The 14,348-nt window shown below is 69.7% G+C and carries 13 protein-coding genes; 5 read left to right on the top strand and 8 right to left on the bottom strand.

What is annotated here, in order from left to right:
• Positions 1 to 94: 94 nt before the first annotated feature.
• Entirely contained in the window at positions 95 to 871 is a 777-nt protein-coding gene (locus tag JNK30_RS06085; protein ID WP_293481139.1) for an SDR family oxidoreductase, read from the bottom strand.
• Positions 872 to 1,034: 163 nt separating this feature from the next.
• On the opposite strand from JNK30_RS06085, the gene JNK30_RS06080 reads away from it, so the two are divergent.
• Entirely contained in the window at positions 1,035 to 3,116 is a 2,082-nt protein-coding gene (locus JNK30_RS06080; protein ID WP_293481137.1) for a 3-hydroxyacyl-CoA dehydrogenase NAD-binding domain-containing protein, read from the top strand.
• 107 nt (positions 3,117 to 3,223) lie between these two features.
• The gene (locus JNK30_RS06075; protein ID WP_293481135.1) at positions 3,224 to 5,305 is read left to right on the top strand and encodes a PQQ-dependent dehydrogenase, methanol/ethanol family; all 2,082 of its coding nucleotides are present in this window, start codon (positions 3,224 to 3,226) and stop codon (positions 5,303 to 5,305) included.
• A 37-nt stretch (positions 5,306 to 5,342) separates the two neighbouring features.
• On the opposite strand, the gene JNK30_RS06070 is transcribed toward JNK30_RS06075, so the two are convergent.
• Together JNK30_RS06070 and JNK30_RS06065 are read right to left on the bottom strand one after the other, a co-directional pair.
• Positions 5,343 to 6,179 carry a protein-glutamate O-methyltransferase CheR gene (locus tag JNK30_RS06070; protein ID WP_293481133.1) on the bottom strand — a complete coding sequence of 279 codons (837 nt, stop codon included), beginning with the start codon at positions 6,177 to 6,179 and terminating at the stop codon, positions 5,343 to 5,345.
• Entirely contained in the window at positions 6,176 to 7,294 is a 1,119-nt protein-coding gene (locus JNK30_RS06065) for a chemotaxis response regulator protein-glutamate methylesterase (RefSeq protein ID WP_293481131.1), read from the bottom strand. The genes JNK30_RS06070 and JNK30_RS06065 overlap by 4 nt, the downstream gene beginning before the upstream one ends.
• Positions 7,295 to 7,702: 408 nt before the next feature.
• On the opposite strand from JNK30_RS06065, the gene JNK30_RS06060 reads away from it, so the two are divergent.
• Both JNK30_RS06060 and JNK30_RS06055 read left to right on the top strand, forming a co-directional pair.
• Positions 7,703 to 8,488 (top strand): BLUF domain-containing protein, encoded by a 786-nt coding sequence (locus JNK30_RS06060; protein WP_293481129.1) that lies wholly within the window; start codon positions 7,703 to 7,705, stop codon positions 8,486 to 8,488.
• Between the two features lie 546 nt (positions 8,489 to 9,034).
• A complete protein-coding gene (locus JNK30_RS06055; RefSeq protein WP_293481127.1) occupies positions 9,035 to 9,763 on the top strand; it encodes a helix-turn-helix domain-containing protein in 729 nt (242 codons plus the stop codon).
• A gap of 65 nt (positions 9,764 to 9,828) precedes the next feature.
• On the opposite strand, the gene JNK30_RS06050 is transcribed toward JNK30_RS06055, so the two are convergent.
• The 5 genes from JNK30_RS06050 to JNK30_RS06030 all read right to left on the bottom strand — a co-directional run bounded on the left by JNK30_RS06050 (position 9,829) and on the right by JNK30_RS06030 (position 12,560).
• Positions 9,829 to 10,248 (bottom strand): hypothetical protein, encoded by a 420-nt coding sequence (locus JNK30_RS06050; RefSeq protein WP_293481125.1) that lies wholly within the window; start codon positions 10,246 to 10,248, stop codon positions 9,829 to 9,831.
• A 5-nt stretch (positions 10,249 to 10,253) separates the two neighbouring features.
• Positions 10,254 to 11,021, bottom strand: a complete 768-nt coding sequence (locus JNK30_RS06045) for an SDR family NAD(P)-dependent oxidoreductase (RefSeq protein ID WP_293481123.1) — start codon at positions 11,019 to 11,021, stop codon at positions 10,254 to 10,256.
• A 66-nt stretch (positions 11,022 to 11,087) separates the two neighbouring features.
• Entirely contained in the window at positions 11,088 to 11,489 is a 402-nt protein-coding gene (locus JNK30_RS06040; RefSeq protein WP_293481122.1) for an ATP-binding protein, read from the bottom strand.
• Between the two features lie 68 nt (positions 11,490 to 11,557).
• On the bottom strand, positions 11,558 to 12,208 hold the full coding sequence (locus JNK30_RS06035; RefSeq protein WP_293481120.1) for an OmpW family outer membrane protein: 651 nt from the start codon (positions 12,206 to 12,208) through the stop codon (positions 11,558 to 11,560).
• A gap of 100 nt (positions 12,209 to 12,308) precedes the next feature.
• Positions 12,309 to 12,560 carry a hypothetical protein gene (locus JNK30_RS06030; RefSeq protein ID WP_293481118.1) on the bottom strand — a complete coding sequence of 84 codons (252 nt, stop codon included), beginning with the start codon at positions 12,558 to 12,560 and terminating at the stop codon, positions 12,309 to 12,311.
• Positions 12,561 to 12,825: 265 nt separating this feature from the next.
• Here JNK30_RS06030 and ccoN point away from each other — a divergent pair, with 265 nt between their 5' ends.
• On the top strand, positions 12,826 to 14,343 hold the full coding sequence (gene ccoN, locus JNK30_RS06025) for a cytochrome-c oxidase, cbb3-type subunit I (protein ID WP_293481177.1): 1,518 nt from the start codon (positions 12,826 to 12,828) through the stop codon (positions 14,341 to 14,343).
• The last annotated feature ends 5 nt before the right edge of the window (positions 14,344 to 14,348 follow it).

Raw genomic sequence — 14,348 nt, 5'->3', positions numbered from 1 at the left:
CGGAAAAAGCGTCACAATCGCCCACCACCCGCGGTACGCGCGGGAAGGTCCCCCTCCGCCTGCAACTACGGTGAATCCGCCGTCAGGGATGCGGTCAGACGCCCAGCTGGGCCAGCGCCACGCCGCCGTCGACGGCGATGGTCTCGCCCACCACGTAGTCCCCGGCCCGGCTGGCCAGGTAGATCGCCACGCCCTGCATGTCCTCGTCGGTCCCGATCCGGCGCGACGGGATGCGCCGGGCCACCTCGTCGCCCTGGTCGCGCGCCACGCGGTTCATGTCGGAGGCGAAGGCGCCGGGCGCGATCGAGCTCATCACGATGTTGTCCTCGATCAGCCGGGCGGCCATGCGGCGCGTGAGGTAGATCAGGCCGGCCTTCGAGGCGTGGTAGGCGTAGGTCTCCTGCGGGTTCAGCCGGATGCCGTCGATCGAGGTGATGTTGATCACCTTCGACGGGCGCTCGTGCGTGCCGCTCTTCTTCAGCGTCTCGTGCAGCGCCTGGGTGAGGAAGAACGGGGATTTCAGGTTCAGGTCGACCACCTTGTCCCAGCCGCTCTCGGGGTACTCTTCGAACGGCGCGCCCCAGGCGGCGCCGGCGTTGTTGAGCAGGATGTCCAGCCGGTCCTCGTGCTCGAGGTAGCGCTTCACCAGCAGGTGGCAGCCCTCGACGGTGGAGATGTCCACCGGGATGGAGACGCAGTTCGGGCCCAGCTCGGCGGCGGTGGCGTCGCAGGCGGCGGCCTTGCGCGCGGTGATGTAGACCTTTCGGCAGCCGGCCTCGAGGAAGCCCTTGGCGATCATCTTGCCGATGCCGCGCGAGCCGCCGGTGACCAGCGCCACCTTGCCGTCCAGCGAGAACAGATTGGACGTCATGAACCTCCCCTTTCCTGTCGTTGCGGCGCCTCGGCCAGTATGGCGCGATCCCCTTGCGGGCATTGACTTGGCCTTGCCCGGCGAGGCCTATAACACGCGTTTGAATTCCACGGCTGCCGGTATTTTGAGCGAGCGGTCGGACCATCATTTTCGAGGACGCCAGATGACCGAGATCAATTCGGTGACCACGCTCACCCGCGAGGGCGACGTCGCTGTCATCACACTGAATTCCCCGCCCGTGAACGCGTTGTCGGCCAACGTCCGCGACGGCCTGTACGAAGGCTTCAAGGCGGCGGGCGCCTCGGACGCCAAGGCGATCGTGCTGATCTGCGAGGGCCGGACCTTCATCGCCGGCGCCGACATCACCGAGTTCGGCGCGCCCGGGAAACCGTCCGCCTCGCTGTTCGACGTGCAGACCATGATGGAGAACTCGCCCGTTCCCGTCGTGGCCGCGATCCACGGGACGGCCCTGGGCGGCGGCCTCGAGGTCGCGCTGTGCGCGCACTACCGCGTCGCCGTGCCTTCGGCGCGCCTGGGCCTGCCTGAAGTGGCCCTGGGCCTGCTGCCGGGCGCCGGCGGCACCCAGCGCCTGCCGCGCGTGGTGGGCGTCGAGACCGCGCTCGAGATGATGACGTCCGGCCGCCACGTGCCGGCGCCGGAAGCGGCCAAGCTGGGCCTCGTCGACGAACTGGCGCCGGAAGGCCAGCTCAAGGAAGCGGCCATCGCCTTCGCCAACAAGTGCGTCGCCGAGAACAAGCCGCTGGTGAAGATTAGCGAGAACAACACCAAGCTCGAGGCCGCCAAGGGCAAGCCCGAGATCTTCGCCGAGTTCCGGAAGAAGAACGCGCGGAAGTTCCGCGGCTTCGACGCCCCCGAGGCCAACATCAAGTGCATCGAGGCGGCGGTGAACTCGAACTCGTTCGAGGAGGGCCTCGCCGAGGAGCGCCGGCTGTTCGGCGGCCTCATGAGCGGCAGCCAGTCGGCGGCGCAGCGCTACTACTTCTTCGCCGAGCGCCAGGCCGCGAAGATCCCGGACGTGCCGGACGACACCCCGGTCCGCGAGATCAAGAAGGTGGGCGTCCTGGGCGCCGGCACCATGGGCGGCGGCATCTCGATGAACTTCGCCAACGTCGGCATCCCGGTGACCATCGTCGAGGTGCAGCAGGAGGCGCTGGACCGCGGCATGAAGGTGATCCGCGGCAACTACGAGCGCTCGCGCGGCGCCAAGCCCGAGGAGACCGAGGCGCGGATGAGCCGGCTGACCGGCACGCTCGACTTCAACGCCCTGGCCGACTGCGACCTCATCATCGAGGCCGTGTTCGAGCGCATGGACATCAAGAAGGACGTCTTCGCCCGCCTCGACAAGGTGGCCAAGCCGGGCGCGATCCTGGCCTCCAACACCAGCTACCTGAACGTCGACGAGATCGCCTCGGCCACCAGCCGGCCGCAGGACGTGATCGGCCTGCACTTCTTCTCGCCGGCCAACGTCATGAAGCTGCTGGAGGTGATCCGCGGCGAGAAGACCGCCAAGGACGTCATCGCCACCTCGATGAAGCTGGCCAAGAAGATCGGCAAGATCGCCGTCCTGGCCGGCGTCTGCCCCGGCTTCATCGGCAACCGCATGCTGAGCCAGCGCCAGCGCGAGGCCCAGAAGCTGGTGCTGGAAGGCGCCATGCCCTGGGACGTGGACCGCGTGCTCTACGACTTCGGCTTCCCCATGGGCCCGTTCGCCATGAGCGACCTGGCCGGCCTCGACATCGGCTGGGTGAAGGAGAACTCGAAGGGCGAGACCATCCGCGACGTGCTCTGCGAGATGGACCGCCGCGGCCAGAAGACGGGCGCGGGCTACTACGACTACGACGAGAACCGCACCGCCAAGCCGTCGCCCGTCACCGAGAAGATCATCAACGACTTCATCGTGAAGAGCGGCCGCAACCCGCGGAAGATCTCGGACGAGGAGATCCTCGAGCGCTGCGTCTTCCCGATGATCAACGAGGGCGTGAAGATCCTCGAGGAGGGCAAGGCGATCCGCTCGTCGGACATCGACGTGGTCTGGGTCAACGGCTACGGCTGGCCGGTCTATCGCGGCGGCCCGATGTTCTACGGCGACCTGATCGGCGGGCCCCAGAAGGTGCTCGCCAAGATGAAGGAATTCCAGGGCGCCATGGGCGACGACTTCAAGCCCTCGGCCCTGCTGGAGAAGCTGGCCGCCGACGGCAAGAAGTTCGGCGACCTGAAGGGCTGATCTCGGCGTCGCCGACCCGCGACAGCGAAGGGCCGTCCGCGTCGGGCGGCCCTTCTGCTTTCCGGCCGGGCCTGCGACATTCGCACGAAGTCTTCGGGGGAAGCGTCGTGAAGCAGTGGGTTCGTTGGGCGGCCGCGATCGGCGCGGCCCTGGCTCTGTCGGGCTGCGGCCAGGGTGTCGACGGCCGCCGGATCGAGAACCCCGACCCCGCCGAATGGCTGACCTACGGTCGGACCTATGACGAACAGCGCTTCAGTCCGCTGAAGCAGATCGACGGCAACACGGTCGGCCGGCTGGGCGTGGCCTGGTGGGCCGAGTTCGACACCGACCGCGGCCAGGAGGCGACGCCGCTGGTGCACGACGGCGTCCTCTACACCACCACGGCCTGGTCGAAGGTCTACGCCTTCGACGCCAAGACCGGGAAGCGGCTCTGGGCCTACGACCCCAAGGTGCCGGGCGAGGCCGGCTTCAACGCCTGCTGCGACGTGGTCAACCGCGGGGTCGCGCTGTGGAAGGGCCGGGTCTACGTGGGCACGATCGACGGCCGGCTCGTCGCGCTGGACGCCAGGACGGGCGAGGTCGCCTGGAGCGTGCAGACCACCGACCGCTCCCGGCCCTACACGATCACGGGCGCCCCGCGGGTGATCAAGGGCAGGGTGCTGATCGGCAACGGCGGCGCCGAATACGGCGTGCGTGGCTACGTGTCGGCGTACGACGCCGCCAGCGGCAAGCTCGCGTGGCGCTTCTACACCACGCCCAACCCGAAGGGCGCGCCCGACGGCGCGGCCTCGGACAAGGTGTTCGCCGAGAAGGCCGCGGCCACCTGGAGCGACGGGGCGTGGAAGCAGACCGGCGGCGGGGGCACCGTCTGGGACGCGATCACCTACGATCCCGGCCTCGACCTCGTCTTCGTGGGCGTCGGCAACGGGACGCCCTGGAACCACAAGCTCCGCTCGGGCGGCCAGGGCGACAACCTGTTCCTGGCCTCGATCGTGGCCCTGCGGCCCGACACCGGCGAGTACGTCTGGCACTACCAGACGACGCCCGGCGAGAGCTGGGACTACACCGCCACCCAGCACATCATGCTGGCCGACCTACCGATCGGCGGCCAGACCCGCCGGGTGGTCATGCAGGCCCCGAAGAACGGCTTCTTCTACGTCCTCGACGCCCGCACCGGACAGCTGCTCTCGGCCGAGAAGTTCGTGCCCGTGGACTGGGCGGAGCGGATCGACCTCAAGACCGGGCGGCCGGTCGAGACGCCGGGGGCGCGCTACCTGGGCGGATCGGCGTCGAACCAGATGGTCGGCGCGCTGGGCGGCCACAACTGGCATCCCATGGCCTTCAGTCCGAAGGCGGGGCTGGTCTACATCCCGGCCCAGTACAACCGCGGCTTCTACGCCGACCCCGACAGCTTCGCGTTCACGCCCGGCGCCTGGAACACCGGGATGCTGCGGCCGGCGCGCGGTCCCACGACCCGGCCGCGGCTCGACCGGCCGGCCGAGCGGGAGCCCGTACGCGGCGAGCTCATCGCCTGGGATCCGGTGGCGCAGAAGAAGCGCTGGAGCGTCGTCTTCCCGCAGATGGCCACCAGCGGGATCCTGGCCACCGAGGGCGGGCTCGTGTTCCACAGCGCGCTCGGCCGGCTGACGGCCTACGACGCGGCGACCGGCAGGCCCGCCTGGAGCTACGACCTCGGCGCCCGCGCCATCGCGCCGGCCTCGACCTACGCGATCGACGGCGAGCAGTACCTGGCCCTGATGGTCGGGGCGGGCGGCGCGGGCAGCCGCGACGTGCCGCGCCAGAAGGGACGGCTGGTGGTGTTCAAGCTCGGCGGCACGGCGAAGCCGCCGCCCTATCCGGCGCCCGTCGACGCGCCGCCCCTGGACCTGGCCCTCGCCACGCCCTCGAAAGGCGACGCCGACCGCGGCGCGGCCACCTTCGCCAACTACTGCGCCAACTGCCACGGCGCGGGCCCCTACTTCCCGAATCTGGCGCGATCGCCGGCGATCCTGGAGCCGGACGGCTTCAAGGCGATCGTGCACGACGGCGCGCTCAAGGACCGCGGCATGGCGGGCTTCAGCCGCTTCTTCGACGTGGCGGCCACCGAGGACCTTCGGGCCTACCTGCTTTGGGCCGCGAAGACCGCGCCGCCGGAGCCGCCGAAGTCGGCGCCGGCGCATGGGCAGTAGGAACGGCGGGGACGCGCCGGCGCGCCCCCGGCCGGGTTCAGGCCGACTTGGCGGCGGCGACCAGGCGCGGAAGGCGATAGAGACCGCGTGAGCCCGGCGCGCCCTCGAAGTCTGAGGTGACGCCCAGCACCGTCTCGGCGCTGCCGAGGAACAGGTTGCCGTCGGGCGCCAGCGCGCGGGCCAGTTCGCCCAGCACCTGCCGCTTGCGGTCGACGTCGAAGTAGATGAGCACGTTGCGGCAGAAGATCACGTCGAACACGCCCAGCCCCTTGGACCCGGCGAGCAGGTTGTGCGGCCGGAACTGGATCATGGCGCGCAGGGTGGACGAGACCTCCCAGGCTTCGCCCTTGCGGGTGAACCAGCGTGAGAGGCGCTCGGGGGACAGGCCGCGGCGGACCTCGAAGTCGCTGTAGATGCCGGCGCGCGCCTTGCGCAGGATGCTCTCCGACATGTCCGTGGCGGTGATCTCCAGCCGCCAGCCGGAGAAGCGCGGACCCATCTCCTGCAGCACCATGGCCACCGAGTAGGGCTCCTGGCCGCTGGAACACGCCGCGCACCAGACGCGGAGCAGCTTGGTGTGCTGCCGGGCCTCGATCAGCGGCGGAAGGACCGTCTTGGCGAGCTGCTCGAACGGCGCGGCGTCGCGGAAGAACGAGGACTCGTGCGTGGCCATGGCGTCGACGCACCTGTCGATCGTCGAGGAGGCGGCGCCGGCGCGGAGCTGAGCCAGCAGCTGCGGCACCCCGGCCAGCCCGAGTCCGCGCGCGACGGGTTCGAGGCGGCTGTTGACCAGGTAGGCCTTGGCGGGCGTGAGGACGAGGCCCGAGCGGTCGCGGACCAGCCGGCAGAAGTTTTCGTAGTCGGGGTCGATCATTCCGGCGCTCCAGCGATGCGGCGAGCCCACGGGCCGATCTGCTCGAGCGGCAGCACCGCCTCAGCCAAGCCGGTCGCCGCCGCGGCGCCGGGCATACCCCAGACGACGCTTGAGGCTTCGTCCTGCACAATGAAACGTCCGCCGGCCTGGGCGATCGCCTGGCAGCCCTTGGCGCCGTCGGATCCCATGCCGGTGAAGATGATGGCGAGCGCCGAGGGTCCGTAATAGGCCGCGACGCTGCGCAGCATCGGATCCACGGCCGGCCGGCAGAAGTTCTCCGGCGGCTCCTGGTTCAGGCGGATGACCGGCATGGCGCCTTCGCGGGCCACCACCATGTGCCAGCCCCCCGGGGCGACGTAGCAGTGACCCTGGCGCAGCGGCTCGCCGTCGCGGGCTTCGCTGCACGGTCGCTGGCCGGCGCGCGACAGTTGCTCGGCCAGAAGCGAGGTGAAGGTCGCGGGCATGTGCTGGGTCAAGAGGATCGGCTGGTGGATCGCGCCGCGGATGGACTCGAAGAAGCGCGTCAGCGCCGACGGGCCCCCTGTCGACGCGCCGATGGCCAGCACCGTGGGCTTCAGGCGTGGGCCGCGGACGGCGGCGACGGCGGGCGCCGGGGTCGCCGCCGCCGGCGCGGGGGCAGGCCTCGCGGCCGGGGGCGGCCGGGCCTCGGCGCGCCGTTCGGACACCCCGGTGAGCGCCCGGATCTTCATGACCAGTTCGTCGTGGAACGACTCGGCGCTGGCCAGGCCGCCTTCGGGCTTCGGCACGTAGTCGCTCGCCCCGAGCTGCAGGGCGCGCAGGCTGATCTCGGCGTTCCGCAGGCTGAGCGTCGAGGCGATGATCACGCGGGTCTTGGGGTGCTCGGCCAGGATCCGGGGAAGGGCCGTCATGCCGTCCATCACCGGCATCTCGAGGTCGAGGATCACCACGTCGACCGGATGCCGATGCAGTTCGCGCAGGGCGATCTCGCCGTTGGCCGCGGTGCCGACGACCTCGATTCCCGGCGCCGCGCCGAGATGGCGGGAGATGAGCCCACGCACGATCGCCGAGTCGTCGACCACCATCACCCGAGCCGATCGCTGCGCCGCGATCGCCCCTGCGGTACTCGACACCATGCCTGCCCCTCTCTCGAACGTCAGGGCGGGTTTGGAGACACCTAAGGCGTGCGCGACCCGATCCTGTGTTCGGGTAGATCGCAGGTGCACGGTAAAGGCATTCTAAAGCTCATTTTGAGTATCCGTGAGATTAGGTCTCAATATCATGAAGATGGGATCTGGTAATTACCCATATCGGGTACCGAGGTGCACCTTAGGGGTATTTTTGTGCTTATCTAAGTTGATCGCGCGCGCCATTCGATAAACATCGAAAGGGGGTCCGCGATACGGCTGTGAAGCGTATGTCCTTGAATAGGCTGCACGGAATCCCGAGCTCCGCGATTCAACGCGTTGCGTCCGCGCGGCCGGTTGCGCCATCTGGTCGCACCCGTCCGACCGTGACGGCCGGCGCGGTGATCGGGGGGCGCCATGTGGTCGGCTAGATCCGCTCTGACGGGCGAACAGATCCGCGCCGGGCGGGCGCTCATGCGGATCGAGCAGACCGAGCTCGCGCGCCTCAGCGGGCTGAGTCTCGAGACGATCAAGCGACTTGAGCGTACCCACGGTCCGGTCGAGGCCAACAGCCGAACGGTCATCGCGCTGACGGGGGCGTTCGCCGACCTCGGCGTCGTCTTCGACATATGCGAGAGCGGGCTGGGCGTTTGCCGGCTGCCCCCGGGCGGCGCGCCGGTGAAGCCTGGGCGGGGACGAACTCCGGCGCGGACAAGCGCTTCCGGTGGGCTGTGCCGGCTGATCTACCACAGCATCTGCGTCGACCCGCGGGACCAGACCGAGGCCGGGCTGGCGCGGATCGTCGACGTCGCCGCCCCGCGCAACCTGGAACGCGGAGTCACGGGCGCTCTGCTCGCTTGCGACGGGCGGTTCCTGCAGGCGCTGGAGGGGCCCGATGACGTCGTCCTGCGCGTGTTCGGCGCCATTTCCTGCGATCCGCGTCACAGCAACATCACCGTGGTCGAGCGGCGGTCGATCGCCGGCCGCAACTTCGCGGACTGGCCGATGTGCCACGGGGTGATCGCCGCGGACGACGAGGTGTTCGCGCGCGAGCCCGCGCTGCGGGACGGCTTCCGTCCGGACTCGCTGTCGCCGGCCACCGCGCTGGGTCTCCTGACCATCGTGCGCGATCGCCAGGGGGATGCCGCCGACGTTCGTCCAGCGGCGTCCACGCGCAGGACGCGGGAGCGCGAGCCCCTCTGACACGCAGCGCGACATTCTGTCGCGCACCCGGGTGGAATGACGCTCCAAGTGTAAGGCAAAGCAGTCTGAGTGTCAGCGATACCCCCTGTGGCACAGGTCCGCTCCGCGACCTCGCGGACTCCGCGCGGTCCGCGCGAAACTGCCCCCTTCTGTGACCGCCAAATCACCGCACTTCGTTGCGCAGCGACGTGCGTAGAGGGTTCGCGAACTGCGCCCGAGAGAGGCGCGGGAGAGGACCCGAGGGGGCTGGGCGCAAGCTGCCGGACTCTCTCTTCGAAACGTGCGCGCGCCGGACGCGCGAGCGGCCGGGTCGGTGCCCCAGGCCCGCGTCAGACGGGCTGGCTTACCCCCCCATTCGGGAGGGACGCGGCGGTCCATGACGTGAGCGGCGTGTCTCCCGACGACCAGAGAGCACGAGATGTCATTCCCAGCCGCGGCCTCGATCCTCGATCCTTCGGACGAACACAGGCGGCGTCCTGGCCCGGTGTCGGCGATCGCCCGGGCCCACGGCCGTCGCCACCTGTCGCCCGGATGCGGGTAGCCGCCATGCCGTACCGTACGATCGGGTTCAGCGGCGAACAGCTGCGGGCGGCGAGGGCGCTCGCGCGCCTGGAGCAGGCGGATCTCGCCAGGCTGACGCGCCTGAGCGTCGAGACCATCAAGCGCCTGGAGAACATCCGCGGCCAGGTGAACGCCAATGTCAGGACGCTGAACGCCATCAGCGAGGCGTTCGAGGCGCTGGGCATCCGCTTCGAGTCGGAATCGGGCGCCGAGGGGGTGTGGCGCAGGGTCGCCGACGAACCTTCCGCGCGGGACGGCGCGGCGGGCCCGTCACCCACCAACCGGCAACGCTTGATCTACCGGGGCAGTGTGACGGCTGCGGGGATCGCGCGCCTGATGAGCCCCCGGCCGCCCGAAGGTCTCAGCGGCTTCGCGCTGGCGCTGGACGGACAACTGCTGCACGTCCTCGAAGGACCCCGCGAGGCGGTGCAGCGCTACTACGGCGGCGTGGCGAGCCTGCCGCCCGACGGCCCCTTCACGGTCGTCTCCTCCGAGCCGATCCTGGCCAACCTCTTCGACGGGTGGGACGTCTGCCTGAGCCGCGACGACCCGGCCATGGCGGCTCTCCTGGAGGACTCGACGCTCGGCGGCGGGTTCCAGCCGGCTCGCCTGACGCCGGTTGAGGCGCTGGGGCTGCTCGTGCGCGCCAGTGCGCGGCGGACGGGCGCGCCCAGCCGGCCCGGGCGCGATCCGCACCGCGTGAGCTCGGCCTGACGGACCCGCTGCGACGGGCGCCCTGCTCAGGACCAGGGCCGCCCGACGCTACGAGAGCGCAGGCGTCATGTCCGGCCCTCGCCGCGCGCCTGCAGCCGCCGCACCACGAAGGGGGTCGCCCCCATCGCGAGCAGGCCCAGAGGCATGAGGCCGCCGCGCAGGAGGTCGTAGTCCTCCAGCATCCGCTCCTGGCTCAGTCCAAGCGCGCGCCCGAGCGCGACTTCGAAGGCGACGGTGAGCGCCACCCAGAGCGCGCCGACGGCCAGGGCCGCGGCGTCGCTGCGGAGGCGCAGCCACTTCAGGCTCACCCACGAGATCAGGACGATGACCCCTGTCCCGACCACGACGGCCGCCTGCCGCGCCGCGAACGCCATGTCGGGTCCGAAAAGCCACTCGCGCATCGCGCCCTGCGCGCTCTCGGCCGCCATGAGCAGGAGCCAGAGCGCCACGGCGCGCAGCAGGGTCGGGAGGCTGAAGGCGGGCACGGCCCTCACCGCGCCGTGTAGCCGCCGTCGATGACGAGTTCGGCGCCGGTGACGAACTTGGATTCGTCCGACGCGAGGTAGACGCAGCCCCAGGCGATGTCGTCGGGCTCGCCCATGTGGCCCAGCGGGTGCAGGGCGTCCACCAGGGGCCGGGCCGCGGCGGGATCCTCCTGGTCCTTGAGGTAGCCCTCCACCATGGGCGTCCAGATGAAGCCGGGGTGGATCGAATTCACCCGGATCTTCTCCTGCGCGTAGAGGAGCGCGTCGGTCTTGGTCATCAGCCGAACCGCGCCCTTGGACGCGTGATAGGGCGGGACGTCGGGCGCGCTGACCAGGCCGTAGATCGACGACAGGTTGATGATGCTGCCGCCGCCGCTGCGGCGCAGGTGCGGGATCACGTGCTTGGTGCAGAAGAAGACGCCCTTGACGTTGATCGCCTGGACGAAGTCCCACTCGGCCTCGGTGAGCATGTCCGTGGGCTTGTTGGCGCCGGCGACGCCGGCGTTGTTCACCAGGACGTCGATCCGGCCGAAGCGCCGCGCGATGTCGTTGAGGGTGCGCTCGACGTCGCCTTCCCGCGACACGTCCAGCCGCCAGGCGCAGGCCTCGAAGCCTCGGGCGGCCAGTTCGTCCGCCAGCGTATTCGCCTCGGGCAGCAGCACGTCGCAGATGGCGACGGCGGCGCCTTCCTCGGCCATGCGGATGGCCGTGGCGCGCCCCAGTCCGAGCGCGCCGCCGGTGACCACGGCGACCTTCTTCTTCAGCCGGTCCATCGCAATCCTCCCTGCGCGGTCTGCGATCGAGGATGGGCCGAATTCCGGATCCGGCCTTGCGGAGGATCAAGCCGCCGCGAGCGTCGCCGGGAAGGTGACCAGAACCTCGCCGCCGCCGAACGCGGCGCTGCCCTGCTTCACGCGGCCGCCGAGCTGCCGGCCGAGGCCCTCGATCAGGACCCGCCGCGGGTCGGCCTCGATGTCCGCGACGCCGGGCCCATCGTCGCGCACCCTAAGGCGCAGCCGCGCGCCGTCGCGGGCGAGGCTGATCCAGACGTGGGCGGCGGCCCCCAGCGGGTTGGCGATCGCCGCGGCGACGGCTTCCGCCACGAGGCAGCCCATCGCCTCCACCTGCGGCGCGTCGGCCGCCAGGTTCGGGTCGCAGTCGAGCGCGACGCTGTGCGACGAGCCCTGATAGGCGTCGGCGACCGCCGCGAGGGCGGGCCGGGCCGAGACTTCGCTGTGCATGCTCTATCTCCTGTCCTGAACGTTGGCGGGGCGGCGGGACGCCGCCCCGCAAGCGAGGTTCGCAGCCGTCAGAAGCGGTAGCCCGCGCCGGCCGAGAAGACCCACGGGTCCAGGCTGATCTTGCTCTTCAGCCCCTTCGCCCGATCGGTCGCGGTGGTGTCGAAGAAGATCTTCTTCACGTCGAAGTTCAGCTGCCACTTGTCGTTGGCGGCGACGTCGACGCCGGCCTGCAGCGCGGTCCCGAAGCCGTCCTTCACCTTGAAGGCGAACCCGTTCTTGTTGTCGCCGCCGTAGAAGATCATGTAGTTCACGCCGGCTCCGACGTACGGGCTGATCCGGCCCTTGGGCGCGAAGTGGTACTGCAGGGCCACCACCGGCGGCAGGACCCAGGTCTCCTTCACCTTGATGTTCGTCGCGCCGCCCTTGGCCCGCACGGCGTGGTGCGTGGTGCCGGCGATGGCTTCGACCGCCACGTTGTCGGTGAGGAAGTAGGTCAGGCCCAGCGTCGGCATCACGTCGTAGTCGGCTTCGGTCCGCAGGCCGGTCGCCGCACCCGCGAGCGTGGTCAGCGGATCGGTGCCCGCCGGGTCCACCTGGGTGATCCGGACGTTGAGAATGATGGTGCCCTTTTCCTTGGGCTGGAAGTCCTGCGCCTGGGCCGCGCCAGCGGCCGCCAGGGCCCCCGTGAGCGCAGCGGCGACGAGCAGCTTGGCTTTCATTGGTCTATCCCCTTTCCGCGGCTCTAAGGCCGTCGTGAGGGGAGGGATGCCAGGGCCGATCAAGCTGAGCCTTGATCTGGAGCAAACCCGAAGTTCGAAGTTATTCGGGGGTTCTCACGCGCTCGGGCGCGGTCGCGAACCCCAGTGCGGTGAGCCCTGCGAGCGCAAGGCCCACCGCCCCGAGGCACCAGCCGCAATGGGGGTTGGTGCTGGCGCCGCAGATCGTCCCGAGAGCCGCCATGTGCAGTTGCGCCAGATCGGCCGCCAGGGCGGAGCCTCCCAGCAGTGTCGCCCCAGTCAGTCCCACGCCGAGGCGCAGGATCAGATCTTCGGACACGACGGGCGTGGGCATGGACGGCTCCTGAGAACGACCCCTTGTCGCAGCCCCCCGCCGGCGGGGCGTTGATCGAAGTCAAGGCCCCTCGTTTTGCAGCGCGGCATGGGAGGGCGTCTCTCATACGCACCCCGCGGATTCCATGACCCAGGCTGCTGTCTCACGCGACGATGCGCCCCTCAACGCGCTCGTCCTGTTCACCTTCACGGGCGTCGCCGCCCTTCTGGCGATCCTCGCCACCGCGTTTTCGCCCGACCCGGCGTTCCGCTTCCACGGCTGGGTCATGATCGGTGCGTTCGTCACCGCCTTCATGGTCATGGCGGTGGGGCTGGCCAACGGCCGCTTCAAGGACGAGCCGACGCGTTACCACGACGGCGTGGTCCGGGCGGGCGTCATCGCCACCATGTTCTGGGCGATCGCCGGCCTGGCCGCCGGCGGGCTCGTCGCGGCCCAGCTCTCGTGGCCCAACATCTTCTACTTCCCGCAGTTCCCCGAGCTGAACTTTGGGCGTCTGCGCCCGCTGCATACCTCGGCGGTGATCTTCGCCTTCGGCGGCAACGCGCTGATCGCCACGTCCTTCTACGTGGTGCAGCGCACAAGCAAGGCGCGGCTGTTCGGCGGCGCCTGGCCGTGGTTCGTGTTCTGGGGCTACCAGCTCTTCATCGTGCTGGCGGCGACCGGCTACGTGGCCGGCATCACCCAGGGCCGCGAGTACGCCGAGCCCGAGTGGTACGTGGACCTGTGGCTGACGATCGTCTGGGTGGCCTACCTGCTGGTCTTCCTGGGCACGATCTGGAAGCGCAAGGAGCCGCATATCTATGTGGCCAACTGGTTCTACCTGGCCTTCATCGTCACCATCGCGATCCTGCACCTGGTGAACAATGCGGCCCTGCCCGTGGGCCTGCTCGAGACCAAGAGCTACTCGGCCTTCGCAGGCGTCCAGGACGCCCTGACCCAGTGGTGGTACGGCCACAACGCGGTGGGCTTCTTCCTCACCGCCGGCTTCCTGGCCATGATGTACTACTTCGTGCCGAAGCGCGTGGAGCGGCCGGTCTACTCGTACCGCCTGTCCATCGTGCACTTCTGGTCGCTGATCTTCATCTACATCTGGGCCGGCCCGCACCACCTGCACTACACGGCGCTGCCGCAGTGGGCGCAGACGCTCGGGATGACCTTCTCGGTCATGCTGTGGATGCCGTCCTGGGGCGGCATGATCAACGGCCTGATGACCCTGTCCGGCGCGTGGGACAAGCTGCGCACCGACCCCGTGGTCCGCATGATGGTCGTCGCCATCGCCTTCTACGGCATGTCGACCTTCGAGGGCCCGCTGATGTCCATCCGGGCCGTCAACGCGCTCAGCCACTACACCGACTGGACCATCGGCCACGTGCACTCCGGCGCGCTCGGCTGGGTCGGCTTCATCAGCTTCGGCGCGATCTACTGCCTGGTGCCGTGGCTGTGGAAGAAGGACCGGCTGTACTCGAACACGCTCGTCGAGTGGCACTTCTGGATCGCGACCACCGGCATCCTCCTCTACATCGCCGCGATGTGGGTCTCCGGGATCATGGAAGGCCTGATGTGGCGGGAATACACGCCGCAGGGCTACCTCGCGAACGCCTTCGTCGAGACCGTCGCGGCCAAGCACATCGAGAACGTCATCCGCACCCTCGGCGGGGTCATGTACCTCGCAGGCGCGGTGATCATGTCCTACAACCTGTGGCGCACGATCCGCATGCCCAGCTCCGCGACCGCGGACCTGTCGGCGCCGGCGCCCAACCCGCTGCTCGCAGCGGCCGAGTAAGGGCC

It is taken from the genome of Phenylobacterium sp. (genome assembly GCF_016793225.1).
Classification (GTDB): Bacteria; Pseudomonadota; Alphaproteobacteria; order Caulobacterales; family Caulobacteraceae; genus Phenylobacterium.
The sequence above is the reverse complement of the archived record's forward strand: the minus strand, read 5'-3'. Positions and strand labels throughout refer to the sequence as shown.